Source organism: Herbidospora solisilvae, from assembly GCF_009901565.1.
Lineage (GTDB): Bacteria > Actinomycetota > Actinomycetes > Streptosporangiales > Streptosporangiaceae > Herbidospora > Herbidospora solisilvae.
The window spans coordinates 430087-455424 of sequence record NZ_WXEW01000002.1 but is presented as its reverse complement, the minus strand read 5'-3'; the positions used below and the strand labels follow the sequence as shown (position 1 = coordinate 455424).

The window sequence follows — 25338 nt, the reverse complement described above, 5'->3', positions numbered from 1 at the left end:
GTGGACGAATGCGCGTGCGGGCACGACCGGCATCGGGCGCCGCGGGACAAGACCGAGGGCCTGGTGCTGGCCGGGCACCTGCGAGAGGTGGAACACCTGCTCGACGTGGTCGAGCGCGACGACTCGCGGTGGCTCGGCATCCTTCGGTGCGGGTCGTGCGGCCGCTACTGGGCCGAGGACAGCATGACGTCGGGCCACGCCGACCTGTTCTTCGTCTACCCGGTCGACACCGACGACCCGCACGCGTGGCTGGCGCGGGCCCGGCCGGTGCTCTAGGCGATCCAGGGCGGGGTGCCGTGGACGGTCCCGTCGGGCAGGATCGCCTTCGCGTCGCCGGCCGCCGTCACGACGGCGGTGAAGCCCTCGGCCGCGGCGGTGACCCGGCGCGCGGTGTGCGGCGGCATGATCACGGTGTCGCCCCCGGCGACCTCGAAGGTCGCGTCGCCGAGTTCGACGGTGGCGGCGCCGGTGACGAACGCCCAGATCTGCTCGCGGTCGAAGTCATGCTTGGGCCCGGCGGTTCCGGGCCGGGCGTCCACCTGCCAGACGGACTGTCGCGCCCCGCCCTGGCCGGGTGAGGCGAAGGTGGTCATGACCCCGGCGGGGGTCTCGGAGCGGCGGGCCTCGGTAGCACGGATGACGGTCATGGCGGATCCCCTAAGATAGACAATGTCGTTGTCCATATAGTCAATCAGGTTGTCTTTCATGTCAAACGGGTTCGAGCTGCCGCTGCGGCTGCTGATGGCCTTCCGCGTGCTCATCGACGCCCTCCACGAGGAGCTCGCCGAGCGGGGCCACCCCGGCATGCGGCCCATGCACGGGTTCGTGCTGCAGGCGGTCTCCCGGGGGGCCGACTCCGCCGCGTCGCTGGGCCGCACGCTGGGCGTCTCGAAACAGGCGGCGGGCAAGACCATCGAGACGCTGGAGGGGCTCGGCTACGTCACCCGCGTCCCCGACCCGGCCGACTCCCGTCGCAAGACGGTCGTGCTGACCGAACACGGGGTGGACGCCCTGCGACGGTCGGCCGAGGTGTTCGACGAACTGCGGGCCCGGTGGGCCGCCGAACTCGGCGCCGACCGGCTCGACGACCTGGAGGACGCGCTGCGGCGGATGACCCCGGGCGACCTGTTCCGGCTCGACGTGCCGGGGTGGTTCGGCTAACGCCCCCAGCCGGGGACCGTCCTCTCCAGGATCACCAGGGGCAGGTCAGGGGGAAGATCCCGGTCATCGGTCGATGTCGGCGCGCGGCCTGATGGGGCGTACCGGCGGAAACCACCGCTGGTCATCCCGGGGAAGTCGTAGACCCGCTGCCAGGCCGGGCTGCGGAGGGTGAGCGCCTCCTCGTGGGCCTCGGCGCCGGTCCAGCCGGCCAGGTTGAGCATGCGGGTGCCGTCGAGGCTGGTGTGGAAGCGGCCCGAGATGCCGCCCGGGTGCGGGTCCTCGGCGGCCATGGCGTCGAAGACGGTGTCGATCCAGCGGCGCAGCCGGTCGGGGTCGGGGCCGTCGAACTCCGCCTCGACCGCGACCACGCAGCCGGGCTCGCGTCCGTCGGTTCCGTGCCGGTAGAGGTGGTAGGCGGCGGGCTCGGCTCCGGTGAGTTCCCTCAGGAAGGCGGCGCCGTCCGTGGTCCATCGGCTGTACGTCATGACGGTGGCCGCGTCGAGGCTCTCGTACACCTCGAAGGAGACGAGCCCCTCCGGCCACGGCGCGGGAGACCAGCCGTCGGCGGCGTTCGACTCGGTGGTGAAGAACAGGTCAGGCAACGGGGACTCCGTAGGGGTGGGCCCGGCGGGCCGACGTGAGGGCGCGCCCCCACCAGGTGAGCTGGTCGAGCAGCCGGTCGGCGGCGGCGCCGCACGGGCCGGGATCGAGCGGACGCCCGTCGTCGCCGAACTGGCCCTGCGCCCAGACGAACGAGACCGTCTCCCGCACCGTCACCGCGTGCAGCTCGGCGAAGACCTGCCGCAGGTGCTCGACGGCCCGCAGGCCGCCCGAGATGCCGCCGTACGAGACGAACCCCACGGGTTTGGCCTGCCACGGCGTCACATGCCGGTCGATGGCGGTCTTCAGCGGGCCGGGGAAACTGTGGTTGTACTCGGGCGTCACCACGACGAACATGTCCGCCGCCCGCAACGCCTCGCCCCCGGGCTCCCCGTGGACCAGGTCCACGACCTCCACGGTCAGGCCGGCCCGCTGCCGGGCGTGGCCGGTGAACCACTCGGCCACGACGGGCCCGAACCGGCCTTGGCGGGTACTGCCGACGATCACGACAAGGTTCATGGCTCCACCCTGGAACCTCAACCGCGCTTGAGGTCAAGCTAGGGTGCCGGGCATGACCCCGGACATCACGATCGGCGAACTGGCCGACCGCAGCGGCGTGCCCCACTCCGCGCTGCGCTTCTACGAGAGCCAGGGCCTCATCCACAGCCGCCGGACGGCCGGCAACCAGCGCCGCTACGTCCGCGCCACCCTGCGGCGGGTGGCGTTCATCCGCGCCGCCCACCACCTCGGCATCCCGCTCTCGCGGGTGGGCGAGGTGCTGGCCCTGCTGCCGTCCGACGGGGCGCCCACCCGGGAGTTCTGGGAGCGCGCCTCGCAATGCTGGAGCGCCGACATCGATTCGCGCATCGACCGGCTGGAACGCATGCGCGACCGGTTCACGCGGTGCGCCGGATGCGGATGCCTGTCGTTCGACGGATGCGCGCTGCTGGACTGAGATTCTGTCGGTGGCGGCTGGCAGCATGGGCGGGTTATGGCTGAACCGCTGAAAGACCAGATCAACACCGCCTCGGTGACCCTGCTCGCCGACGGCCTCGCCGACTGCTCCCCCGCCTTCCCCCGCGACCGTTTCGTCGCCGCCGCCCTGGCGGGGCTCGACGGCCTCGAACTCAAAGACCGGGTCCGGTCCGTCGCCGCCGCGCTCGCCACGGCGATGCCGGCCGACTTCCCCGCAGCCGCCGCGCTGCTCCGCGAGGCCACCACCCGGGTGCGGCTCGACATGTGGAGCGGCTGGCCCGCGACCGAATGGGTCGCGCTCGCCGGGCTCGGCCACCTGGCCGACGCGATGACGACGCTGGGCGTGCTGACCCCGTTCGCGACCGGGGAGTTCGCCGTACGGCCCTTCCTGGCCCGCCACCGGGCCGAGGCCCTCGCGGTGATGCGCGCCTGGGCCGACGCCGACGACGAGCACCTGCGGCGGCTGGCGTCCGAGGGCTCCCGTCCCCGCCTGCCGTGGGGGTCGCGGGTGCCGTGGCTGAACGACGGCGTGACCGTGCCGATCCTCGACGCGCTGCGCGACGACCCGAGCGAATACGTGCGCCGGTCGGTCGCCAACCACGTCAACGACCTGACCAAAGACCACCCCGACCTGGCGCTCGACCTGCTCGACCGCTGGCGGTCCGAGCCCGGCGAACACACCAGGGCCGTGCTGCGCCACGCCCTGCGCGGGTTGTTGCGCGCCGGTCATCCGCGGGCGCTGACGCTGGTGGGGGCCACCCCGGGCGGCGGCTCCGTCGACGCCCTGGCCGCCGAGTCGGCGACCGTCCAGATCGGCGGGCACCTGCGGTTCACGGTGACCGTCCGGGCCGACGCCCCCGGCCCGCTCGTGCTGCGCTACGCCGTCACCCGGGAGCGCTCGCGGCGCGTCTTCCATCTGGGCGAACGGGTCGCGACGGCCCCCGGGCAGACGTTCACGCTGGTCAAGGCCCATTCGTTCCGCCCGGTCACCACCCGCAGCGAACCGGTCGGAGACCGCCGGCTGGAGATCATGGTGAACGGGGAGACCCGGGCGGAGTTGCCGTTCGTGCTGACCGGTCAGTAACCCGGCACGACCCGGCCCGCGAAGTCGACCACGACCCGGTTGCCGAGCGGTTCCTTCAGGGTGAGCGTCGCCTTCGTGAGCGGCGCGGCCACCCGCTGGTCGCAGTCCCCCATGTCGGTGCTCGACGCCTTGAGCCCGATCGAGACGAACGAGGGATGCTCGACGACCGTCGGGATGATCCGCGGCGCCGCCGTACCCGGGCAGGGCATGCCCCAGCTGACCGTGAACGTCGCCGACACCGTCCGGCCGTCGACGGACAGGTCGCTGACCAGCGTGGACGGCACGATCGAGCCCAGCCGCCAGAAGTGGCTCGCCGTGAGGGCCGGCCACCAGATCGTGCCGCCCTCGGCCAGGCGGAACTCCCAGGCCGGCAGCTCGACCGGCCCCCGGTCGGTGCTGAACGGGGACACGGTGAGCTCCGTGCCCGTGACGCGGGCCTCCGGCAGGGCCGCGTGCGCGGTCTGGGAACGGATGGCCGCCAGGGCGTCACGGGCGCTGGTGAGGGTGACGTACCGGGACAGGCCCTGCACGGTGAGCTGCCTCGACGGCGGCGCGACCGCGGACAGCGCGGCCGAGGCGGGCACCCGCCCCCGGGCCGCCTCGTCGGTGAGCGGAAGCGGATCCAGGACGATCAGCGGCCGGTCGAGCGCCGAGGTGACCGGGAAGTCACGCCACAGGTCGGCGACCTTCGGACCGGGGGCCTTCGGCGGGGCCGCCGGGTCGGGGGTGCACGCGGCGACGGCGAGGACGACGGCGAGGAGCACCAGGAACCTGCGCATGACGCCTCCCGTTTCGGGTTCCCAACCGAAGAGACGGATTCCGGGGACGTGAGGTTCGGGTCGCATGATGATCTGGAATTCCACCATAAGTGCGGGCGGACCGTTCCAGAAGGTGTAGGCGGACGCGCAGCGTAGATCGCGAAGGCGAGGACGACGGCGATGATGAGCGCTTTCCGGGTGATGTGCGGCATGGTGCATCACGCCGCCGCCGGATACGCGATCACTCCGTCGGCGACGATGAGGACGAGATCGCCAGGGCGACCTGCCAGATGGCGGTCAGGAAGAGGGCGGCGAGGACCGCCACGGGCAGGGCGGGCCGGACGCAAAGTAGATCTAGCAGCGGCCGGCATCTCGCGTCAGGACCAGGTAGCACCGCGATACTCGGACTGGGGTAGAGCCGGGTGAGCGAGGCCACCCCTGCCAGGAGCGCCGAATGCACGTCGGTGCCCCCGACCGGCGATTCGCCAGATGGGCTTCGCCCGCGATAAACGTGGGTCTGTCTCGATCACTCGCGCATGATGGCACCTGGCTGTGACGGAGTGGCCGCGCCAGGGCTTTCTCCCGGATGACGGGCCGCCGTCCGGAAACCCTGGAAGGAACCATGACCAGCCCCCTCGTCGAGCTGCACTCGACCCTTGACCGCCGATACCGGCCCGAAGACGTCGCGGAACTGGTGCTGCGCGTCCTCGACCCGTCGCTGGAGCCGCGGGAACGGGCCGTCATCGAGCGGGCTGCCCGCCACTCCCACGGCAGGCGCGGATACGCCTCATCGATGGGCGACGACTTCGCCCGGCCCGTGGGCGGCTCCCGCCAGCTCGCCGCGACGGCGCGGCTGTTCGAGGAGCCGTCCTTCGCGGCTGCCGCCGCGGACAGCCCTTCGGCCCTGGCCGCGGTGGCGTCCGCAGCGGGAGAACGGATCGGCTGGGCTCATGACCGACACGACTTCAAGGCAGACCGCCTGTCGCGCGCGGAACGGGCGGCAGCCGGAATGGACGTCTCCAAGCGTCAGTACAACCGTCGTTTCAGGGCGTTGGGGCGGCTGGCGGCCAAAGCGGATAAGCTCGCCGACGAGCAGGATCTGCGCCGTCTGCTGCTGATCGGCCGGTCGGGCTTCGCGTCGACGATCACGTTGGAGAGGTTCCGGGCCGACCCGGCGGCCGCGTGCTTCGTGGCCTATTTCGCCGCCCGGAGGAACCTGCGCCGCGAGTTCTCCCTGGACGGCCGGGACAACCCCTTCGACGAGATCGCCCAGCTCCTGCTGGCCCGCTGCGAAGCGAACCAGGGCACGGACTGGCCGATGGTCGCGTCCGTGTACGGCAGGCCGTCGATCCTCGCCCGCCTGACCGACGCCCAGCGTGGCGAGATGCTCGGGCAGTGGACCTCGGTCATGCACGAGTGCGGGCAGCGGCTGGAGCGCATCTGGACGTCCACGCCGTTCGACCGGAAGTCGATGATCGTCAAGCGTGGAGACGACTCCTCCACGTGGAACACCGTCGCCCAGGCGTACAACGGCGCGCGGGCGGGATGGTTGGCGTGTCTCACATCGATGGGCGCGCTCGACCTGCTGGACGCGGCCTGCCCCGGAAAGGTCATGCGGCTGATGGCCGCCGACCTGGCATGGTGGCACCAGGCATCCGGCGGTGGCCTCGACCCGAACACACGCGTGTGGGCCTCCCTCCCGTCGCCGTGGGACGTGCTGACGGGACGGGCCGTGTCCACCCGGGCCGACGTCGAACAGGCGTGCGCGGCGGCGAACCTGAACCCGCACGAGTCGGGGTGGACGGCCGCGCCCGCCACGCATCAGGTGGCAACGTTCGAGCCCACTCCGGAGCTGGTCCACGGCGTCACGGTCGCCGACCCGGTCTGGGCCTCTCTGCTGCGCCGCGCCGGTGTGTTCAGCGGCAGGGCCGGTGGCGCGCGTCGCGGCGAGTAGGGGATGATGGCGGAGCTCCGCTGTAGCTCAGTGGTAGAGCGCCTGGCTCTTGGACCGGGTGGACGCCGGTTCGAGCCCGGTCAGCGGAGCTGAACCATTCATGACCCGGCGGGCGTTCACAGTTGGTCGCGCGCGTACCCCGCGGCCTCCGTGCGGTTCCGGACGCCGATCTTGGCGAAGGCGTTGTTGATGTGCGTCTTGACGGTCGTCTCCGCGATGAACAGGGCCGCGCCGATCTCCGTGTTGCTGAGCCCCCGCGCCACCAGCCGCAACACTTCTGCCTCCCGCCCGGTCAGCCCGTCGGGAAGGGGCGCCGGTGGCGGCGGCGCGGCGCGGGTCAGCGCCTCGACCAGCCGCCGCGACACCGCGGCCGTGAACGTCGACTGCCCGGCCGCGGCCGACCGGAGGGCGGCGGCGATCTCGGCCCGCCCGGCGTCCTTGGTGAGATAGCCGCGCGCCCCGGCCAGCAGCGCCGAGTCGACGGACCGGTCGTCGTCGTAGGTGGTCAGCACGACGACCGCCGTCTCCGGATACTGGCGGGAGATCCGCCGGGACGCCTCGACGCCGTCCATGACGGGCATGCGCAGATCCATCAGCACGACGTCGGGACGCGCCTGCGCCACCAGGCGCAGGGCCTCCTCCCCGTTCCCGGCGTCGCCCACGACCTCGACCCCGTCGACCAGTCCGAGCAGGGCCACCAGCCCCTCGCGCATGACCTGCTGGTCGTCCACCACCACGACTTTCACTCGGGCACCTCCGCCCGGACCGTCCATTGCCCGCCGGAGGGACCGGCGGTCAGCGTGCCGCCGGCTAGGGCCAGCCGCTCCTCCATGCCGCGCAGCCCGTGCCCGGTCGTTCCGGGAAGGTCGGCGCACGGGTTGCGCACCACCAGCCGGACCACGTCCTCTCCGTACCCGAGCTCGACCGTCACCGGCGCGTTCGCGGCATGCTTAGCAGCGTTGGTCAGCGCCTCACGTGCGGTGCGCAGCAGGCAGACCTCCGCCGCCGGGGTGATCGGCCGCCGCACGCCGGTGGTCCGCAGCTCGGCGGCCACGTCGTGATCGCGGCGATGCTCAGCGATGAGCAGGCTCAACGCGTCGGGCAGCGGAGGAACGTCCTCACGTAGCGCCGCCACCGCCGACCGCGCCTCCAGCAGTCCTTCCCTGGCCAGCGCCCTCGACCGCCGGATGCGCGCCGCCGCCCCGTCCACGTCGCCCTTCTCGGTGAGCAGGACCTCGGCGACCTCCAGCTGCACCCCGAGGGCCCCGAGGGAGTGCGCGAGGACGTCGTGGAGCTCCCGCGCGATACGAGCCCGCTCGGCCAGGGCCATCGCCCTCATCCGGTCGTGCTGGGCCCGCCGGTAGTGGCGGCGGTGCAGGGCGAACAGCACCGCGCACGTCATGACGGCCCCGCTGACGACGATCGCGGACCGTGGCTGCGTCCACCACGCCATGCTCACGGCCATGATCGCCAGATCGGCCGCGGTGACCACGACGATCACCGCCATCGACGGCGTGAGGTGCGCCGCGAACAGCAGCAGCGTGGCGAACAGGAAGACGGTCGGCGCGGCCTCCGCCGACCCCGACACCGCCGCGGCGGCCCCCGAAGCGGCCGCGAGCAGGGCCGCGGCCGTCCGGGGACGTCGCGCGTCGAGCAGGACGAAGGCCAGCCAGCACACCATCGACGCCCCGAGCGCGGACCAGACGAACGCCGGGGCCCGATCGGGCGAGGCGGTCGCGAGGGACCAGGCCAGGACGAGCGTCATCAGCAGCCTGACCAGGCGACCCGTCTCCGGGTCGTCGGCCGCCAGCAGGCGCATGACCCGTGCGCGCACCTCGCTCATCGGCTCAGCGCGCGTCCTTCAGGGTCAGAATCATGTCCACCAAGATAAGGCGGAAGGCGACGAAGCCGACTACCACCAGGATGGCGACGAGGACGATCGCGAGCAGGAGCTTGCCGTTCATCTTTTTCCCGTTGGCGTCCAGAAGGCGGTGCAGCAGGTCGAGCCACATGCCTGAGCGTTTTGTCATGTGGTGGACGGTAGGGAGGGGGCGCGGTGGAGTTGGCCCTGCTTTGGGTGGAGAGGGGGGTGGAGGCCTGGGCGATTACAGTGCGAGGATGGCCCTACCTCGCAAAGGCTCCCGGCTCATCACCGTGGACGGCAAGGCCTATCGGTGGCGGGTTCGGCACAAGCCGACGTATTGCGAGGGTCTCGGCTGGAGTCCGCTGTCCTTCTCGGTGGAACACGGCGTGCGTCCCGGGAGTGTGCTCCAGGTCAGCCTGCCCTGGGCACGGCCGGACAACTGGATCGGCGCGAGAGCCGTGACGGTACGCCCGGGACTGGTGGCGTCGGTCGTCCGGCGGGCACTCGACGAGGGATGGACGCCGGATGCCGCCGGCTCGACGGTTTTCCTTGCGATCGCTGAAAACGAACTGGCTGAGTACGTCGTCCCGTTCCGGTAGAGCCTGGCCGGGAAGGACACGCCCGGGTGGGGGCGACGTCCGTCAGCGAATAGTCGGGAACGCGAGTGACGACCACGACGCACCGTCGTCAAGCAGCTACGCGATGATCTTCCTTAGAGGTGCTGAGCGGCGAACCGCTAGCGAAAAGCCAGCTCAGGGCGGACGAGTCGGCCTGTAGGCCGGGTTCTAATTCCGTAGCGGCGCTACCTGCACGAGTACGTTGAAGACAGCACCCTACCTGCAGAAATGCTTCCACTAGCTCTCATCATTTGCCAGTAATTTTTAGCGCCATGTGCCCTCAAAGTGCCCGACGGGCAGGGCTCGCGAGCTCGTCGCTGTCCACGGCACCCGAGCAGAGCGGTCATGGAAGGGCCCGTAGCAGGCAACGGATTAGAACGATGGCATTTGTCGCCCTACCAAAAGCAAGATCTCTCGTTGAAAATCTTCACCGAGAATTATCCTGACAATATGCGATCCACCTATAACGTCAGCTGCACCCGGATCGGCCGCAACCTTCAACATGGCATAGAGGACGTCCGCAAAGGGTTGCTCACAGAGCGATACTAGAAATTCGCGTGCTTGATCTACTCTTCCATCCTGCATGGAGAGGTCATAAGCAATAATCATCGCCCGACAACGCGGTAGCGCCCTTTCTCTGCCACGAGTCAAGGATCGGCGGTTTAGATCAAGGGCATTGATAGTTTCACGCCCCTTGTCCGACAAGGCATAGTAGGATCCACTGGAAAGCGTTAGCCTCATGTGATCATACGGATCTTCGGTCGTAGGATTTACAAGAAGGCAATTCCCGTTCTCATCACATGGAAATTTTTCACGCTTCGCATTACTATTACATGAGCTGCAAGCCAGCAGATGATTTAGCCAATCAAATACGCGTGCCGGCGCGTGCGCTATAGGCTCAAAGTGATCGATATCCGTCCCAAGACTGTCGCCGCAGTACATACAGCGCTCGATGCCTGCAGCCATTATCTCCAGATGCCATCGGATACCCCTCTTAATTGAAGTAGCACCCTCCCACGCTTTCCGAGCCTTGCCGGAATCGACATTATCAGCTACCAGTTCAGCCGTGCGCTTTAGCATGCGATCGGCAAGCGTTTGCTCAAGAGGAATCCGCTGTATAGGAATCAAGGTTCCAGCCCGAGACGAGAAGCGATTTCATCGACGCGTGCGCTCGGCGAGCTGGTCAAACTCCTAGTGAGTTCGCGATACTCATTTTTCTCTTCACCGGTAGCCTCGCCGTTAAGCACACGCCGTTCGAGGTACTCCAGCCGACCCCTCATTTTTTCCGCTTGAGCCGAATAGGGCGAATCCATACCGAACAAATCCGTGAGGATCGCGTCGTCTGCACTCCCAAAGACAATCCGCTCATAGAGATCTTGATCTACCTGGTGCGGGCCGACATTTTCCTCCGGCCCAGGTAGCCTGATGAGCCCTCCCGGATCGGCACTTTGGCATATGAATGGGCTATGCGTAGACACAATAAATTGCACGTTCGGAAAATGGCTCTTAAGCCAATCTCCAATGCGCATCTGCCAGCTGATATGGAGGTGCACATCAACTTCATCAATCAGCACAAGGCCGGGGTTTAGAATTACGGGAACAGCATCGTGTAGACCGAAATCGAGCTCGCCGTACGCGCCCGACATCTGACGAACTATATCAAGCACCAGCGCTACAGTTGTCTGGTAGCCGTCACTCATATGACGAAGAATGACGCGATCTGATCTCCGCCGCACCCAAAGCCCATCCGAGTCGACATCCTCAATGGTGTAATCTTCCGGCAATAGCCCATCGCCGATAAGTCCTACAACGTGCTTGAGGAGCTCCGCCGCACCGGGGCGCTTTTCAAGCCGGTAAAGATGTTGCTGAATCAGCCAACTAACGCCCTCGGTGAGTCCAACCTCATCGTCAAACAAAGTTCTGAATGAATCGAATGCAGGTATATGGTGCCGCAATCTTGGAGAAGTAAGTCTGCGCCGGGGGCCATATCCGCATGCAGGAAGCACTTTGGGCACCTCGCCGAAGATTGCCCTAGGAAGCGACGGATCCGCGCCAGGTGCGCCATGAAAGTTTAGATTTCCCCAAGTCGCAGAGTATGTAAAATTGTTAAATTGCCTAGTGAATGGCTCCGGAATTTGTACCACATTTACAGCGACATCGGCCGTACCGTTTGACGAATACCTGCCCCATTCCTCGATTTCCTCGCTATTAATATTCCCCATTCCACCCATGATGCTCAATGCAATCGCTTGCAATATTGACGTCTTTCCAGAGCCATTCCTTCCAGCCAATACAGTCCATCCTGAATATGTGCCATCAGGACGAGCGAAGTCCAGATGTACCGATCTCGGTCCAACAAAACCTCGAAGGCCGGAAATATCCAGTCGTGATATATACATGCCGCTTCTCCCTCGGATGGCTATCCTCATTTTGAACAGAAGCTCTTTAGAATTCTAGCCCTCTGCGCTGGAGCCCTGCTCTCACTTTAGGTCGTATGGAGCCCAGTGGCGCCAGACCAGCGCACACCAATACATCACCTCGTACGCCGTCGTCCCACCCCGAAGGGGCAGCGGGCCGGTGGCGGAGGGGCAAGCTTGGCTTCGTGTGTCCATGTTCCCGGTGACCTTCCACGCTGACTGGTTGCCCTACCTAGATAGCCGAGCTTGAGCCGGAGTTGCCGGTCTGCTGGGCTTGCCTGGGACGACGGTGTGCGAGGTGATCCCCCGCCACCACCGGTGAACCCATGACGTTTTGCATCGGCGATCACCTCGGGGCCGGAATCCCCCGCCGGAGGCGTAGAAAGCCTGTTTTCCTGCATGGCCGACGAGGTCGTCGCTCCGCCCGAGTCTGGTTCTCATCTCGCTCTAAACCAAGGCGCCGTCTCTAAGTCGGGCGCGGGGAGGTGGCGCGGCCGGGTCGGCCCGAAGAGGCCGCATGCCCGGCCGCGCCAGGCCGTACCGCGCCGCCGGCGCCCGCAGGGCGGCGGCTTGAACCCGTAAAGAAGGTTGTAACCAGCCTTCAGCCTGTCCTACTGAACAAGTCCGGCGAGCAATGACACCCACAAGTCATGCCCTGCGACGGTCGGCATCCGGGGCGTCTCGCACGTCACCCCTCGGCGCCGACGCCGGATGAACGTCTGCCCTCCGGCCGCGCACAGCTCATAGACAGTCGGCTGACAATCACATGTCCATGCAAGCGACCGAACCCGGCCCATGGTCTCCGTCCGCCACCACGTCAGCTTCACGTGCTTCTCCTGCGCTGGCGCGGGATGCGGGCTCAGGCACGAATTCATGCGCAAGGAAGCGGCGAACCCATCGCCACCGTCGCCCACACGGTCCGGCTCCGCTCGTCCCCGTGCACACCCCACGTCTGCGCCAGGTGGTCGACGAGATCGAGCCCACGCCCGCACTCCTGGCGATCGTCAGGCTTGCGTACCTCGGGCCGTCCGGCTCCCCCTTCGTCGAGTACGCCAAGCCAGACGCGCGACGCCTCCAAGCGGACCGTGACCATGAACCGTCCCCCAGGTTCACCGCTGCCCGTGTGCCGGATGGCGTTCGTCGCCAGTTCCGAGACGATCAACTGGGCGGTCTCGATCTCGGCCCGTGGGGGCAGATGCTCCGCCACGAACCGGCGGGCTTCGCTGACCTGTCTGGTGATTCCGGGAAAGGTGCGGCGCCACTCAAAGGGGTGGGCGTTCATCTCGGCGCACCTCACGATCATGCAGGTCACACACGGTCAGCTCGCGATCGGTACTTAAAGTACTGCTACAGTATTTCAAGTACAAGCCACTTCCAGTACTTGCCACGCACATTAAGTACTGATCGCATGGGAAGCGGCGACTCCAACCGGGCCACACGAACGGCCCCACACACGAAGGGAAGGGGTGTCATGTTCGGGCTAGTAGTCCGGTTCACCTGCAAGGACGAGGCCACCGCAGAGGCATTCGACCAGCTCATCGGCGAGACCATCGAGGGCATCAAGGCGCACGAGCCGGGCACGCTCGTCTACACCGTCCACAAGGTCGAGGGTGAGCCGCTGCTGCGGATCTTCTACGAGCTCTACCGTGACCGCGCAGCCTTCGACTTCCACGAGGAGCAGGAGCACACGAAGCGTTTCCTCGGCGCCCGGGACGACCTGCTCTCGGATGTCGAAGTCGACTGGCTCGACCTCCAGGTCGGCAAGGTCACGACCCCGTGAGCGAGGAGTACCAGCGCGCCTTGGGCCGGCGGATCGCCCAGGAGCGTAAGCGGCGCGGTCTGTCCCAAGTCGAGCTGGCCAACCTCGTCGGCCGGTCGGTCGCCTGGGTCTCCCAGGTCGAGCGCGGCGTTCGCAAGATCGACCGCATGTCGGTGTTGGAGAAGGTCGCCGAGACCCTCGAAGTGCCCTTGTCCGAGTTGGCCGCCGAGGCGCCCATCGTCGCCGCCACCGCTGAGGAGATCCCGGGCTCGGCGAACCTGCGTCTCGTGCTCTCCGGGGCACATGCGCTGCGGGCGATGCTGCACGCGGCCCCCGTACCGCCGACTGATGAGATCCGGCCGCAGGTCGAGCGGGCTTGGCATCTCACCCATGAAAGCCAGTACGTCGAACTCGGAGACCTGCTGCGCAGCCTCATTCCGGTATTGGAAGGGGCGGGCCGGTCGGCGCCCGAGGAACGGCGGCCGGAACTGTTCGAGATGCTCGCCGCGCTCTACCAAGCCTGTTCGGCGGCGCTGGCCAAGCTCGGCGAACCCGAGGCCGCGTGGATCGCCGCCGACCGCGCCATGGTCGCGGCCGAACGTGGCGGTGACCCGTTGATGGTGGCCGCCGGCGCTTTCCGGCTCGGCTTCGTGTTCCTCGGTGCCCGTCTCTTCGACCAGGCCGAGGAGACCGCGCGGACCGCTGCTGAGGCGTTGTGGTTCCTGGCCGACCAGGGCAAGCCCGAGGCCATGTCGTTGTGGGGTGGGCTCACCCTGCAACGCGCGGTCGCGGCGTCGCGGCTCAACCACGCCGATGCGGCTTACGACCATCTCGCCCGTGCCCGGAGCATCGCCGAGAAGCTCGGTGAGGGGCGCAACGACTACAACACCGAGTTCGGCCCGGCGAACGTCGCCCTCTATGAGGTCGCGGTGGCGGTCGAGCTGGGCGACGCCGGTCACGCTCTGCGGGTCGGGACGGCGGTCGACACGTCTTCACTGTCGAGTGAGCGTCGCGCCCGGCTGCACATCGACGTGGCCCGTGCGCACGCTCAGCGCCGCCAGGTCGCCGAGGCGACGAACGCGCTTCTCGAAGCGGAGAGGATCACACCCGAGCAGCTTCGCAACCATCGCATGGCCCGGCAGCTCGTCTCCGATCTCCTGACCATGCAGGACCCGCCCGCCTCTGACCTGCGAGAACTTGCAGAGCGGATCGGCGCGTAGGAAAAGTACTAGAACCAGTACTTATAGTACTAGCTAATATTCGGAGTACCAGGTAGCGTCTGTGTTGGCGCTGAGGTCCCTGAAGCACCAGGGATCACGGCCCCAGCACAGGCGCTTTCTGCGTTTCCAGGCCGCCGCTCACGGCGGCGAACACCAACAGCCAAGAGATGAGTTCAGCATGCGCAACATCCCCGTTGACCTGTCCGCCCTGTCCTTCATCGTGGCCGGCGAACCCGAACCCAAGCTCCTCGACCGCGCCACCGGTGAGGTCAAGAAGGACGCCGAGGGCCGCGAGCTCTACACCATCCCGCTGCTGCCCAAGCCCAACGACGACCGGCGCAACCCCGTGATCGTCGTGACCTTCCCGTCCGCCACGTTCCCGAGCATCCCCGAGGGCGTGCAGGTCCGGCCGGTCGGCCTGGCCGCCTTCTACTGGCAGATGGACGGCCGCTCCGGGCTTGGCTTTCGCGCCGAGGCCATCCTTCCGGCCAACGTCAAGGCCGCCTGACCGGCGACGTCCAGCGCCCCGGGAGCGGGTCTAAGCCTGCCAGCTCCCTGCTCCCGGGGCCTTCCCTTCGCTCACCGAAGAGAGGCACCAAGTATGACCGACCTACTCGATTCACTCGCCCCGATCGGGGTCGTCCTGGCCTTCGTCGCCGCGCTCCTGGTGACCTGGCGCTACCTGCACCAACCGTCGTTCTGGCTCGGCATCGGCTACCCCTTACGGGCCATGCGCGTCTACCTCACCTGGCCCAGCGTCGCCGCCGGATGCGGGCTGACCACCAAACGGCGTCGTCTCCGGCGACGGCTGGACGGCGTCGAAGTCCTCAACCTCATCGCGACCGGCCGCGACCACAAACGCCGAGTCCATCGCGTCGCCGTCGACAAGGCTCCCTGGCTCGGCCTGGTCCTGCCGCTGCGGCACGGCTTCAAGCTGTGGGTACGCCTCCCGGACGGCCACACCCCCGACCACTACGCCGCCAAGCTCGACCATCTCGCCCACGCCTGGCGCGTGCACTCGGTTCGGGTACTGGGCTGGAAGCCCGGCAAGGTCCAGCTTCAGGCGACCGTGTACGACCCGCTCACCTCGGTCAGCGCCCCCATCGTCGACCGGTTCCTGAAGGTGTGCGTCGGACGGTTGGAAACCAACGCGCCCTGGGTCATCGACTTCCTGACCGTCCCGCACTGGCTCATCACGGGCGCCACCCAGTCCGGCAAGTCGACGCTCATCAACCGGCTCATCTGCGGCCTGGCGCCGCAACGACTCGCCCTCATCGGATGCGACCTCAAGGGCGGGGTCGAGCTCACCCCGTACGAAGACCGGTTGACGGCGCTCGCCACCGACCGCGCGCAGATGACGGCGGTGCTGAACCGGCTCGTCGACGAGATCCGGCGCCGCATGGCGATCTGCCGTGACTTCCGGGTGCGCAACATCTGGCAGCTCCCCGAGAGTGGTCAGCCCATCCCGATCGTTGTGTTCGTCGACGAGGTCGCCGAACTGTTCCTGATGGCCGACAAGTCGGAGAAGGACGAGATCGCCGCGACGGCGACCAACCTCATCCGCATCGCCCAGCTCGGCCGGGCGTTCGGGGTCTATCTGGTCATCTGCGGTCAACGGGTCGGCTCCGACCTCGGGCCTGGAGTCACCGCGCTCCGCGCCCAGCTCTCCGGCCGCGTCTGCCACCGCGTCAACGACCCCGAGACGGCGAACATGACGCTCGGCGACATGGACCCGGCCGCGCTCAACGCCGCCCGGCTCATCCCCGCCGAGACGCCCGGCCTGGCCGTCGTCACCGGTTCGGACGGCCGGTGGTACAGAGCCCGGTCCGAGTACGTCACCGAACAGCAGGCGGAGCAAGCCGCGGTGACCTACGCCCACATGACACCCACGTGGGCCGACATCACGACCGTGAACGTCGAACCCGTCGGCGACGACGAGTTCGACCAGTACGCGGCCTGACCATGCGCCGGCACCTCCTCGACTCCGGCCCGGTCGCCGTCCTGGCGGTCATCGCGGCGGTCGGCTCCTTCACCCACATCAGTTCGCTCGCCGCCAAGCACGGTCAGCCCGGCTGGCAGTCCTGGGCCGTGGCCGTCTGCATCGACCTCATGTGCGTCATGGCGACCCACGAACTCCAGCGCGACAAACGCACCGGCCGCCCTCGACGTGGGCTCGTCTCGTGGCCCGGCCTGGTCCTGGCCGGCGGGATCGTGCTCACCCTGGCGGCCAACCTCGCCGAGGCCGAACCGACCGCCTGGGGCTGGATCACCTCCGCCACTCCGGCCATCGCCTTCCTGGTCGCGGTGTCGATGCTCGAACGCCGCTCCTCGCACCAACCGGAAGCACCTTCGCCTGAAGACGACCTGATCAGCAGGGCGCGGTACATCGCCCAGGACCACGGCACCTCGCTCACCTGGGAGGTGCTCAGCGAACGCCTCGACGTCGCCCCGGAAATCGCCTTCGACCTGCTGACCCGCGTACGAAGGGAGACCCCTCATGGCCAGACCTCTGAAGAAGAAACCCGCTCCCTGCCCGGCCTGCAACGGTGAGGGCCAGATAGAGGCCACGATCACCATCGCGGGTGGGCGGATCGTCGCCCAGATCGACACCTGGGCGTTCTGCTTCGAGTGCACCTCATGATCCGCTCCCGCTGCTGCACGTGCGCCGGAACCGGACTCGTCAACGACGACCAGGGCGCGGCCGTCACCTGCCTCGACTGTCTCGGCACCGGCATCGACAACCACGGCATCTGAAGCCTTCGACGCGCGGCGGGTCCACGCCTGCCAGCTCCCCGCCTCGCGTCCTCATCCCTCAGCTCACCTGGAGAAGCCTTGTCTTTCGCATGCCTTCGGGCGGTCGCATGACCCCCACCCCGCTGAACGACCTCCTCGGCCCGGTCCTCCGTGACCTGGCCCGACGATCCGGACATGACCTCAACCGCTGGTTGGAACAGGTCGACCGCCTCGGCGGCTGTCGCGAACCGATGCGACTGACCGGCCACACGGAAACCGTTGACACCCGTACCGGCCAGATCATCGCGACGTACGACACCAAGGGCGAACCCCACGGACACCTCCTCTTGCGCTGCGGCAACCGGCGCGCGTCCCGCTGCCCGTCCTGCGCCGAGGTCTACCGCCGCGACACCTTCCACCTCATCCGGGCCGGGCTGCTCGGCGGGGACAAGGGGGTGCCCGAGACCGTCAGCACTCACCCGCGCGTCCTGGCCACCCTCACCGCCCCATCCTTCGGCCCGGTCCATCGCGGACCCGGCAAGGACGGCAAGACCGTGGTCTGCCACCCGCGACGGACCGGCCCGTCCTGCCACCGATGGCACAAGGCCGACGACCCGCGCATCGGTCAGGCTATCGACTCCGGCACCTACGACTACACCGGTCACGTGCTGTGGAACGCCCATGCCGGAGACCTCTGGCGGCGCTTCGCCATCTACCTCCGCCGCCACCTGGCCGCCGCCGCTGGGCTGACCCGAGCCGTCTTCAACGACACTGCCCGCGTCTCCTTCGCAAAGGTCGCCGAATACCAGGCGCGCGGCCTGGTCCACTTCCACGCGGTCATGCGACTCGACGGCCGCTCACCTGGTGGGCTCGCCGCGCCTCCCGGCTGGGCCTCCGTCGACCTGCTCGACGGGGCGATCCGGTCGGCGGCACTGGCGGTCAGTCTCGACGTTCCGGGCCTCGGCGAACCGCTCCTCTGGGGTCGACAGGTGGACGTCTCCCCCATCGCGGCCGGCGCCATCACCGAACGCGCCGTCGCCGGATACGTCGCCAAGTACGCCACCAAATCAGCCGAGACCTCCGGCACCCTGGACCGGCCCGTCAAAGCTCACGACATCGCCCAGCTCTACGCCCAGGGCGTGCCCGACCACACCGCCCGTCTGATCCGCACCGCGTGGCGGCTCGGCAACCATCTCGTCCACCCTGAGTACGCCCACCTTCGGCTCCGCCAGTGGGCGCACATGCTCGGCTTCCGGGGCCATTTCTCGACCAAGAGCCGCCTCTACTCGACGACCCTGACCGAACTCCGCCAGGCTCGCGCCGACTTCCGCATCAGGTTCACCCGCGACCCGGCGACCACCCTCGTTCTCGGCTCCTGGACGTACGCGGGGCAGGGATTCACCGAGGGTGAACGCGCCTTAGTCGCCGGACTCACGGCGAAAGAGGTGGGCCGATGAGGAAGAACGATCGGCTGTGGTCCGTGGACGACCTCGCCGACTTTCTCGGCGTCCCGGCCGGGACCATCTACCAGTGGCGCACCCGCCGGACCGGACCTCCCGGCCGCAAGATCGGCCGCCATCTAAAGTACCTGCCCGAAGACGTCTACGCCTGGGTGCGTGAGCAGTCATGACGGTCTGGGACCAGTGGCACAAGACCCACCCCAAGCCGGATGAGGCGAAGTGTCCCGAACACAAGCGCGTACCGACCGCCCTGCACGGTCAGGGAGCGCGCTGGCAGGTCCGCTACCGCGACGAGAAGGGGCACCAGCGCAAGCGCAACTTCGAGAAGAAGGCCGACGCCGACCGCTTCGACGCCACCCGTCGCGCCGACGAGCCGCGCGGCGAGTGGATCGACCCCAAGCTCGGCCTCACCCGATTCGAGGCGTACGCGGCTTCATGGTTGGCCTCACGGCTCCACAAGCCCGGCACCTCGACGACCTACACGGCCCATCTGAAGAAGCACATCTATCCGACCTTCGGTCTGGTGCCCCTGGTGACCATCCGCCCTACGGCGGTGCAGAGGTGGGTCAAGGACCTGAACGCCAAGGGTCTCGGCCCCCGGACCGTAGAGACCATCTACGTGATCTTCTCCAGCATCATGCGCGGCGCCGTCCGGGATGGCATGATCCGCCGCTCCCCCTGCATCGACATCCGGCTTCCCGATGCCGACAAGACCACCATCCGCCTGCTGACACCCGCTCAAGTGATGGCTCTATACCGGGCCATGCGACCGGAGTATGCCCCGCTGATCCTCCTGGGCGCGGCGGCCGGCCTCCGCCAGGGTGAAGCCTTCGGGGTCGCCCTCGACCGCATCGACTTCGTCGAGGGCATGCTCACGGTGAACCAACAGGTCGTGATCGTCGACCGGCGCCCCACGCTGGCGGTGCCCAAGACGAGAGCCTCGATCCGAGACGTGCCGCTCCCGGAGCTCCTGTCCGACACGCTCGCCCGCCATATCGAGAAGTACGCCCCTGAGGATGTCCTCTTCCGCACCGGCCGGGACAACCTCATCCGCCGCGACTACTTCAACGCCAGGGTCCTCAAACCCGCGATACTCGCCGCCGGCGTCCCCGCCGACATGACGTTCCACGACCTACGCCACACCTTCGCGAGCACAGCGCTCGCCGAGGGCGTACCGATCTCCGAGGTCTCCAGATGGCTTGGCCATGAGTCCATTACAACAACCGTGGATCTCTATGGGCACCTAGTTCCTGAGGCCTCCGGTAGAGCACGTAACGCGCTGGACTCGGCCTTCGCCAAGGCTGTACTGCCTGCCAGGTAGCACCGCACCTTACCGCGTTATAAGCGCCAGAACTCCTCAAGTCTCTAATCTAAACAATAGAGCACAATGGCTCGCGGCTACCGATTCTCCCAAACAGGGTGCGCGAGCCATTTTGCGCCTGCCGCCACCACAATCAGCTATTGGGAAAATCTTCAGTCCTGTTCGTGCCCCAATTTCGCAAATACGGGTACACATTACGCTTCTTCGCGGCATATTGATTTGACCATGCCGCTAGCTCCGCTAACGGTGCACGCGGCACGCGATCCCCTTCGTCCTCAAAAACCATATCCCACCAGGCCGCATGTCGACCAACGAGTTCCACGAACAATGGAGCATATATCGACTGAGCACTTCTGGCCGCATTTGCTCTCTCGAAATATCGCAACAATAACGTCGCGTCAGAGAATGGACCGGCCTCCTCGTGGTCGATATAACGTCCCAGCTTGGAGTCTTTCAAGAGATCGAGTCGCTTGATCTGAAGCGGCCTGCCTTCCACCCCGAGATTGCGCAGATGCGTCCCCAAACGGTTCCTAGCAGCCCCAATTTCTCCAGACATTAACTCCTGATGAAATGACAGTACTCGATCAATTCTCCTATCTCTACTATCTCGAAGCAATGCATATGCCCCTATGGCCACAGTCGGTATTACGGCGAGCGCCTGTATTATCCCAGCTAATGCCGCAAATTCTTGTGCCGACATGATTCGACTCCTTCGGGATAAATTCGAGTTAGCCATGTCTTGCAAGGGAACCGAAAACTAATCAATCGATGCAGGCTTAACGGTGGAGGGCCACGATTAGTTCCCAGTACAGATACAAGGCAGCCTGGCCCGACAAGGCAGCCTCACCTGTCCCACAGTTCTATCTAGGCCACATTCCCAATTTGCATGCCGATGTATAGCCCTCAAGCAGCAGGGTCCTCGCGAAAGCGAACGAAGTGGATCCTGTGTCTCACTTTCGCGAGCCCACGCTAGATAAGCCGGCCAAAGGTCCCCTACTCGCTGCAACCACCGAGCCATTGCGGAGCAAGCCATCCCCGGCCTCCCGCCTCGTGATCGTTTGACACATGCACAGGAGTCGTATTGATCTTCGAGAGACGCCTCAGCACAGCGGGTGAGTTCCCCACCACGACAATCACTTCAAGGCAACCGGTCAACCGCTCGGCACCTTCGACTCCACGCCCGCCGTACTAGATCACCGAGGATGTGCCCGATTTGTGCCCTCCCGGCTGCTGGATCATGCTCGGAGGGCACACCCATGCAGGTCAGAGGGCTAAAAGGCGGACGAGTCGGCCTATAGGCCGGGTTCTGTGGTCATCGCTGACCGACGGCCATCCATCTAGGGCCACGATTGCTCGTGGTCTCAAGCGGTCTACCCGCGCACCATCGGACGGGCAGTCCTCAAGCGGCGCGCGCGGAAACCCGAAGGTCCCCTTCTTGACCTTGCTCCGGGTGGGGTTTACCGAGCCGCCCCCGTCACCGGAGGCGCTGGTGGTCTCTTACACCACCGTTTCACCCTTACCTCCCCCGTATGGGAAAGGCGGTCTGTTCTCTGTGGCACTGTCCCGCGGGTCACCCCGGGTCGGCGTTACCGACCACCCTGCCCTGTGGAGCCCGGACCTTCCTCGGCGGAACCCCGTGAAGGGTCCCGACGCGGCCGTCCGGCCGGCTCGTCCGCCGTACGTCCAACCCTATCGGCTCTCCACGCCGTCCTTGTGGCCCACTCCAAGTGGCCCATCACCCAGCAGGGCGAGGACCTGGGCAAACGCGTAGTGGCCCCCCGCCAAGTGGCCCGATTCTCAAGCGCACCCCAACCACGTGGCAAGCGCCAACGCGTCGAATGTCACAGAACGTGGTCGCGCGTGCGGCTACAACAGGAATCGAACAGGGGGTAGTCGACGATGAACGCCACGAACCGGCCGCCGAGGGGACCGCGGCCGATCCGGATCGGGCCGCAGGCCCATCCCCGGCTGCGGGTCGACGGGGTCGACCTGGTCACGCGGCCCATGACGCCGGACGACGCGCAGGGCGTGCGGGAGATGCACGAGAGGTGTTCCCCGGAGTCGCTGCGGCTGCGGTACTTCGGGCCGGTGCCGCGGCTGAGTGACGCGGTGATGCGGTTGTTCACCGATCCGGAGCGCGGGACCACGCTGGTCACGCAGGTCGCGGGCGAGCCGGGGGACGTCGTCGCGATGACGAACCTGATGGATCTCGCGCCCGGGGAGGCCGAGGTGGCGCTGCTCGTCGAGGACCGCTGGCAGGGGCGGGGGCTCGGGCGGGTTCTGCTGCGGCATGCGCTCGCTCTCGCGCCGTCTCGCCGGGCGCGGGTGGTCACCGCCAGTGTGTACGCCACCAACACCCGCATGCTCTCGCTGCTGGAGGGCGCGGGGGCCGAGAAGCCGTCGATGACCGGAATGGTCCTCGACGTCCGGCTCCCGCTCCCCTCCTCCGCGGCGGAGATCGCGCCCTGCGGCTGACAGCCCGACGTCGTCAGGCCGAAGGGGGCGCGGTGATGGAGAAGGGCGCCGCGAGCGGGCGAGACGCCCCGGGTCAGCGGGGGAACGTCAGGTGGGCGGTGTCGTTGAACACGCGCAGGACCGACGGGCCGTCGCTGTAGTAGTCGATCGCCGACAGGCAGGCCAGGTCGAGGTGCATGCGGTAGAGCGCCTCGGGGGGCGCGTTGAGGGCGTAGCGGACCAGGAGCTTGATCGGGGTCACGTGGGAGACGACCAGCACGGTCTCCCCCGGGTGGCCGGCCAGGATGCGTTCCCTCGCCCGTTGCACCCGGTGGCCGGCCGCCTGGAAGCTCTCTCCGCCCGGCGGGGCCACCGCCGGGTCGGCCAGCCAGGCGTTCATCTCGTGGGGCCAGCGGTCTCTGATCTCGGCGAAGGTGCGGCCCTCCCACGCGCCGAAGTCGGTCTCGCGGAGGTCGTCGTCGACGTGGACGGGCAGGCCGGTCGCCTTGGCCACGGCCTCGGCCGTCTGCCGGGCGCGGGCCAGCGGGGAGCTCACGATGGCGTCGAGTTTGGCCCCGGCCAGCCGGGCCGCCGCCTTCTCGGCCTGCGCCTCGCCCAGTTCGGTGAGGGCCGGGTCGCCCAGGCCGGAGAAGCGCCTCTCCACCGACAGCGGGGTCTGGCCGTGGCGCAGCAGGATCAGCGTGGTGGCCACCCGGGTCGCGCCGGTCCAGGGATTGCCCGGCGAAACAGTCGTGGAAGAACGGGTGGTCGTCGAGACGGAACCGAGGCCGTCTAGAAGATCCGTCTCAGCAGGCGGGCCACCAGCCTTCTCAGCAGGCTCCGGCGGCGCGTCCGCAGCCTGACCCTCGTCTTTCCGTGCCGGATCCGGATCCGGGTCGAAGAGCCGCGTCGTCGTATGCGTACTCGTACTCGTCCATTTTTCGCCACGTGCCGCCGCATCCATCGCTTCGTTGGCCAGGGCGTCGGCGTGGGTGTTCCGCTCGCGGGGGATCCACGTCCACGTCACGCGGAAGCGGCGCGCCAGGGCGGCCGCCTCGGTGGCCAGGGGCCTGAGGCCCTCGTTCTTGATCTTCCAGCGGCCGGCCATCTGCTCGATGACCAGCTTCGAGTCCATGCGGACTTCCACCGGGACGCCGTCGAGGCCCAGCCCGGACAGGGCGGTGAGGCCGGCGATCAGGCCGCGGTATTCGGCCACGTTGTTGGTGGTCACGCCGATCGACTCGGCCGCCTCGGCGACGACCGCGCCGTCGGGGGCGTAGACGACGGCGCCGTAACCGGCCGGGCCCGGGTTGCCCCGGGAGCCGCCGTCGGCCTCGATGGAGTAGCTCGTCACAGGCCCGACTCGTTGGTGCGGACGAGGATCCGGCGGCACTCCTCACACCGCACGACCTCGTCGGGCTTGGCCGCCCGGATGGCGTTCAGGTCGGCGATCGACATGGTCGTGCGGCAGCCGAGGCAGCGGCCGCCGTGGAGGAGGGCGGCGCCCACGCCGCTGGACTCGCGCAGCTTCTCGTACAGAGCCAGCAGGTCGGCGGGGATCTCCGCGGCGATCGTCTTGCGGCGGGCGGTGACCTCGGAGCCGTCCTTGTCGATCTCGGCGAAGGCGGTGTCGCGGCGGCTCTCGGCGCCGACGAGGTCGGCGGTGATGGTCTCGCGTTCGGCGCGCAGGGCGTCGACGCGGGCGTCGGCCGTCTCGCGGCGTTCCATGATCTCCAGGACGACCTCTTCGAGGTCGCCCTGCCGGCGGTGCAGCGAGGCGATCTCGGACTGGAGGCCGGCCAGGTCGCGGGGGGAGGAGACGGCGCCGGAGTCGAGGCGCTTCTGGTCGCGCTCGGCCCGCTGGCGGACGGCGTCGACGTCGGACTCGGCCTTCGACTGCTCGCGGCCCAGGTCGGCGGCCTCGGTCTCGGCGGCGATGATCTGGGTGGCGATCTGGGCCAGGCGTTTGCTCAGGTCGTCGATGCCGGCCAGTTCGGGGAGGGTGCGGCGGCGGTGGCGGAGCCGGTCGAGGGCTGCGTCCTGCTCAGCCAGGTCAAGGAGGCGCTTCTGTGCGTCCGGTGCTGCTTTCATCCCTATCCTCGCTGTGCTGTTGTGGTCCAGGCGTCGGTGACCCTCTCGGAGACGCGCGCCTCCACATTATTGCCCGTCGCCGCGAGGGCCGTGGTCAGCCGTTCGGCGGCGTCGGTGAGCCAGGGCCACTCCGTCGCCCAGTGGGCGGCGTCGATCAGGGCGGGGCCGTCGTCCTCGGCGTACTCGCTCGCCGGGTGGTGGCGCAGGTCGGCGGTGAGGAACACGTCCACGCGGGCCCGCTTCGCCGCGCCGAGCAGGGAGTCTCCGGCGCCGCCGGAGACGGCGACGGTCTTCACCAGCCGGTCGGGGTCGCCGGAGACGCGCAGGCCGCCGGACGTCCGGGGCAGGCCGTGGGCGGCCAGGGCGGCGAACTTGGCCAGCGTCATCGACACCGGCAGCTCGCCCACCCGGCCGAGGCCCAGCCGGGGGCGGTCGGGCAGCGGGGCGAGCGGGCGCAACGACCCGCTCAGGCCGACCGCGCGGGCCAGCGCGTCGGAGACGCCGGGGTCGGCGACGTCGGCGTTGGTGTGGGCCGTGTAGAGGCCGACGTTCGCCCTGATCAAACGGTGGACGATGCGGCCCTTGGCGGTGGTGGCGGCGACCGAGGTGACGCCCTTGAGGTAAAGGGGGTGGTGGGTGACGATCAGGTCGGCGCCCCAGTCGAGGGCCTCCTCGGCGACGGCGGTCACCGGGTCGACGGCGAACAGCACCTTCCGCACCGGCTGGGCGGGGTCGCCGCAGACGAGGCCGACGGCGTCCCACGACTCCGCGGTGGCGGGGTCGTAGGCCGACTCCAGCGTGCGAATGACCGTTTGCAGGGTGGTCTCAGTCACCCTGGGAGGTTACCGGCCCCCGGGTTAGCGTGTTCTC

At 67.9% G+C, this 25338-nt stretch carries 29 protein-coding genes, 1 tRNA gene and 1 other RNA gene; 16 read left to right on the top strand and 15 right to left on the bottom strand.

The window, feature by feature from the left end:
• A complete protein-coding gene (locus GT755_RS07805) occupies positions 1–276 on the top strand; it encodes a hypothetical protein (RefSeq protein WP_161479027.1) in 276 nt (91 codons plus the stop codon).
• Here the strand turns inward: GT755_RS07805 and GT755_RS07800 are convergent.
• Positions 273–647, bottom strand: a complete 375-nt coding sequence (locus tag GT755_RS07800) for a cupin domain-containing protein (protein WP_161479026.1) — start codon at positions 645–647, stop codon at positions 273–275. The genes GT755_RS07805 and GT755_RS07800 overlap by 4 nt on opposite strands.
• A 58-nt stretch (positions 648–705) precedes the next feature.
• Between GT755_RS07800 and GT755_RS07795 the strand changes: the two genes are divergently transcribed.
• The gene (locus GT755_RS07795) at positions 706–1161 is read left to right on the top strand and encodes a MarR family winged helix-turn-helix transcriptional regulator (protein ID WP_161479025.1); all 456 of its coding nucleotides are present in this window, start codon (positions 706–708) and stop codon (positions 1159–1161) included.
• Here the strand turns inward: GT755_RS07795 and GT755_RS07790 are convergent.
• Together GT755_RS07790 and GT755_RS07785 are read right to left on the bottom strand one after the other, a co-directional pair.
• Positions 1158–1763 (bottom strand): antibiotic biosynthesis monooxygenase, encoded by a 606-nt coding sequence (locus tag GT755_RS07790; RefSeq protein ID WP_161479024.1) that lies wholly within the window; start codon positions 1761–1763, stop codon positions 1158–1160. The two genes, GT755_RS07795 and GT755_RS07790, sit on opposite strands and share 4 nt — an antisense overlap.
• Entirely contained in the window at positions 1756–2280 is a 525-nt protein-coding gene (locus tag GT755_RS07785) for an NADPH-dependent FMN reductase (RefSeq protein WP_161479023.1), read from the bottom strand. The genes GT755_RS07790 and GT755_RS07785 overlap by 8 nt, the downstream gene beginning before the upstream one ends.
• 52 nt (positions 2281–2332) lie before the next feature.
• On the opposite strand from GT755_RS07785, the gene soxR reads away from it, so the two are divergent.
• Positions 2333–2716, top strand: a complete 384-nt coding sequence (gene soxR, locus GT755_RS07780; RefSeq protein WP_161479022.1) for a redox-sensitive transcriptional activator SoxR — start codon at positions 2333–2335, stop codon at positions 2714–2716.
• A gap of 36 nt (positions 2717–2752) precedes the next feature.
• Positions 2753–3820 carry a DNA alkylation repair protein gene (locus GT755_RS07775; RefSeq protein WP_161479021.1) on the top strand — a complete coding sequence of 356 codons (1068 nt, stop codon included), beginning with the start codon at positions 2753–2755 and terminating at the stop codon, positions 3818–3820.
• Here the strand turns inward: GT755_RS07775 and GT755_RS07770 are convergent.
• Complete coding sequence (locus GT755_RS07770; protein ID WP_161479020.1) at positions 3814–4599, bottom strand: hypothetical protein; 786 nt, start codon at positions 4597–4599, stop codon at positions 3814–3816. The genes GT755_RS07775 and GT755_RS07770 overlap by 7 nt on opposite strands.
• Before the next feature lie 601 nt (positions 4600–5200).
• Between GT755_RS07770 and GT755_RS07765 the strand changes: the two genes are divergently transcribed.
• Both GT755_RS07765 and GT755_RS07760 read left to right on the top strand, forming a co-directional pair.
• Entirely contained in the window at positions 5201–6532 is a 1332-nt protein-coding gene (locus tag GT755_RS07765; RefSeq protein ID WP_161479019.1) for a hypothetical protein, read from the top strand.
• Between the two features lie 16 nt (positions 6533–6548).
• Positions 6549–6621: transfer RNA gene (locus GT755_RS07760), tRNA-Lys, on the top strand.
• Positions 6622–6648: 27 nt separating this feature from the next.
• Here GT755_RS07760 and GT755_RS07755 read toward each other — a convergent pair.
• From GT755_RS07755 to GT755_RS07745, 3 genes are read right to left on the bottom strand one after another with little or no spacing between them, the layout of a single operon-like run.
• Positions 6649–7278, bottom strand: a complete 630-nt coding sequence (locus tag GT755_RS07755) for a response regulator transcription factor (RefSeq protein WP_328794234.1) — start codon at positions 7276–7278, stop codon at positions 6649–6651.
• Positions 7275–8375, bottom strand: coding sequence for a sensor histidine kinase (locus GT755_RS07750; RefSeq protein WP_235966196.1), 1101 nt, complete (start codon positions 8373–8375; stop codon positions 7275–7277). Before GT755_RS07750 ends, GT755_RS07755 begins: the two co-directional genes overlap by 4 nt.
• 4 nt (positions 8376–8379) lie before the next feature.
• Positions 8380–8562 carry a hypothetical protein gene (locus tag GT755_RS07745; RefSeq protein WP_161479017.1) on the bottom strand — a complete coding sequence of 61 codons (183 nt, stop codon included), beginning with the start codon at positions 8560–8562 and terminating at the stop codon, positions 8380–8382.
• 88 nt (positions 8563–8650) lie between these two features.
• Between GT755_RS07745 and GT755_RS07740 the strand changes: the two genes are divergently transcribed.
• Positions 8651–8995 carry a hypothetical protein gene (locus tag GT755_RS07740; protein WP_161479016.1) on the top strand — a complete coding sequence of 115 codons (345 nt, stop codon included), beginning with the start codon at positions 8651–8653 and terminating at the stop codon, positions 8993–8995.
• A gap of 390 nt (positions 8996–9385) precedes the next feature.
• On the opposite strand, the gene GT755_RS07735 is transcribed toward GT755_RS07740, so the two are convergent.
• The 3 genes from GT755_RS07735 to GT755_RS07725 all read right to left on the bottom strand — a co-directional run bounded on the left by GT755_RS07735 (position 9386) and on the right by GT755_RS07725 (position 12712).
• A complete protein-coding gene (locus GT755_RS07735; RefSeq protein ID WP_202609753.1) occupies positions 9386–10093 on the bottom strand; it encodes an HNH endonuclease in 708 nt (235 codons plus the stop codon).
• A 44-nt stretch (positions 10094–10137) separates the two neighbouring features.
• Positions 10138–11442, bottom strand: coding sequence for an AAA family ATPase (locus GT755_RS07730; protein ID WP_202609752.1), 1305 nt, complete (start codon positions 11440–11442; stop codon positions 10138–10140).
• 859 nt (positions 11443–12301) lie between these two features.
• The gene (locus GT755_RS07725) at positions 12302–12712 is read right to left on the bottom strand and encodes an ATP-binding protein (RefSeq protein WP_161479015.1); all 411 of its coding nucleotides are present in this window, start codon (positions 12710–12712) and stop codon (positions 12302–12304) included.
• Between the two features lie 189 nt (positions 12713–12901).
• Here GT755_RS07725 and GT755_RS07720 point away from each other — a divergent pair, with 189 nt between their 5' ends.
• From GT755_RS07720 to GT755_RS07685, 8 genes are all read left to right on the top strand, one after another.
• Entirely contained in the window at positions 12902–13210 is a 309-nt protein-coding gene (locus tag GT755_RS07720) for a putative quinol monooxygenase (protein ID WP_161479014.1), read from the top strand.
• Entirely contained in the window at positions 13207–14409 is a 1203-nt protein-coding gene (locus GT755_RS07715) for a helix-turn-helix domain-containing protein (protein WP_161479013.1), read from the top strand. Before GT755_RS07720 ends, GT755_RS07715 begins: the two co-directional genes overlap by 4 nt.
• A 178-nt stretch (positions 14410–14587) precedes the next feature.
• Positions 14588–14917 (top strand): SCO3933 family regulatory protein, encoded by a 330-nt coding sequence (locus GT755_RS07710; RefSeq protein WP_137249469.1) that lies wholly within the window; start codon positions 14588–14590, stop codon positions 14915–14917.
• 93 nt (positions 14918–15010) lie between these two features.
• The gene (locus GT755_RS07705) at positions 15011–16369 is read left to right on the top strand and encodes an FtsK/SpoIIIE domain-containing protein (RefSeq protein WP_161479012.1); all 1359 of its coding nucleotides are present in this window, start codon (positions 15011–15013) and stop codon (positions 16367–16369) included.
• Between the two features lie 2 nt (positions 16370–16371).
• A complete protein-coding gene (locus GT755_RS07700; protein ID WP_161479011.1) occupies positions 16372–16959 on the top strand; it encodes a DUF2637 domain-containing protein in 588 nt (195 codons plus the stop codon).
• 311 nt (positions 16960–17270) lie between these two features.
• Positions 17271–18599, top strand: a complete 1329-nt coding sequence (locus GT755_RS07695; RefSeq protein ID WP_235966194.1) for a replication initiator — start codon at positions 17271–17273, stop codon at positions 18597–18599.
• Positions 18596–18772, top strand: a complete 177-nt coding sequence (locus GT755_RS07690; RefSeq protein ID WP_137249473.1) for a helix-turn-helix transcriptional regulator — start codon at positions 18596–18598, stop codon at positions 18770–18772. The genes GT755_RS07695 and GT755_RS07690 overlap by 4 nt, the downstream gene beginning before the upstream one ends.
• The gene (locus GT755_RS07685; protein WP_161479010.1) at positions 18769–19923 is read left to right on the top strand and encodes a tyrosine-type recombinase/integrase; all 1155 of its coding nucleotides are present in this window, start codon (positions 18769–18771) and stop codon (positions 19921–19923) included. The genes GT755_RS07690 and GT755_RS07685 overlap by 4 nt, the downstream gene beginning before the upstream one ends.
• A 133-nt stretch (positions 19924–20056) precedes the next feature.
• Here GT755_RS07685 and GT755_RS07680 read toward each other — a convergent pair whose 3' ends face one another.
• Positions 20057–20623: a hypothetical protein gene (locus GT755_RS07680; protein ID WP_161479009.1), complete on the bottom strand. Its 567-nt coding sequence runs from the start codon at positions 20621–20623 to the stop codon at positions 20057–20059.
• 579 nt (positions 20624–21202) lie between these two features.
• An RNA gene (gene rnpB / locus GT755_RS07675) (RNase P RNA component class A) lies at positions 21203–21594 on the bottom strand.
• Between the two features lie 228 nt (positions 21595–21822).
• Here rnpB and GT755_RS07670 point away from each other — a divergent pair.
• Complete coding sequence (locus GT755_RS07670; protein ID WP_161479008.1) at positions 21823–22398, top strand: GNAT family N-acetyltransferase; 576 nt, start codon at positions 21823–21825, stop codon at positions 22396–22398.
• 73 nt (positions 22399–22471) lie between these two features.
• Here GT755_RS07670 and GT755_RS07665 read toward each other — a convergent pair whose 3' ends face one another.
• The 3 genes from GT755_RS07665 to GT755_RS07655 are packed head-to-tail and all read right to left on the bottom strand — an operon-like array spanning position 22472 to position 25301.
• Positions 22472–23731: a bifunctional RNase H/acid phosphatase gene (locus tag GT755_RS07665; protein WP_161479007.1), complete on the bottom strand. Its 1260-nt coding sequence runs from the start codon at positions 23729–23731 to the stop codon at positions 22472–22474.
• Positions 23728–24468 carry a zinc ribbon domain-containing protein gene (locus GT755_RS07660; protein ID WP_030454429.1) on the bottom strand — a complete coding sequence of 247 codons (741 nt, stop codon included), beginning with the start codon at positions 24466–24468 and terminating at the stop codon, positions 23728–23730. Before GT755_RS07660 ends, GT755_RS07665 begins: the two co-directional genes overlap by 4 nt.
• A gap of 2 nt (positions 24469–24470) precedes the next feature.
• Entirely contained in the window at positions 24471–25301 is an 831-nt protein-coding gene (locus GT755_RS07655; RefSeq protein WP_161479006.1) for a Nif3-like dinuclear metal center hexameric protein, read from the bottom strand.
• Positions 25302–25338: the final 37 nt, after the last annotated feature.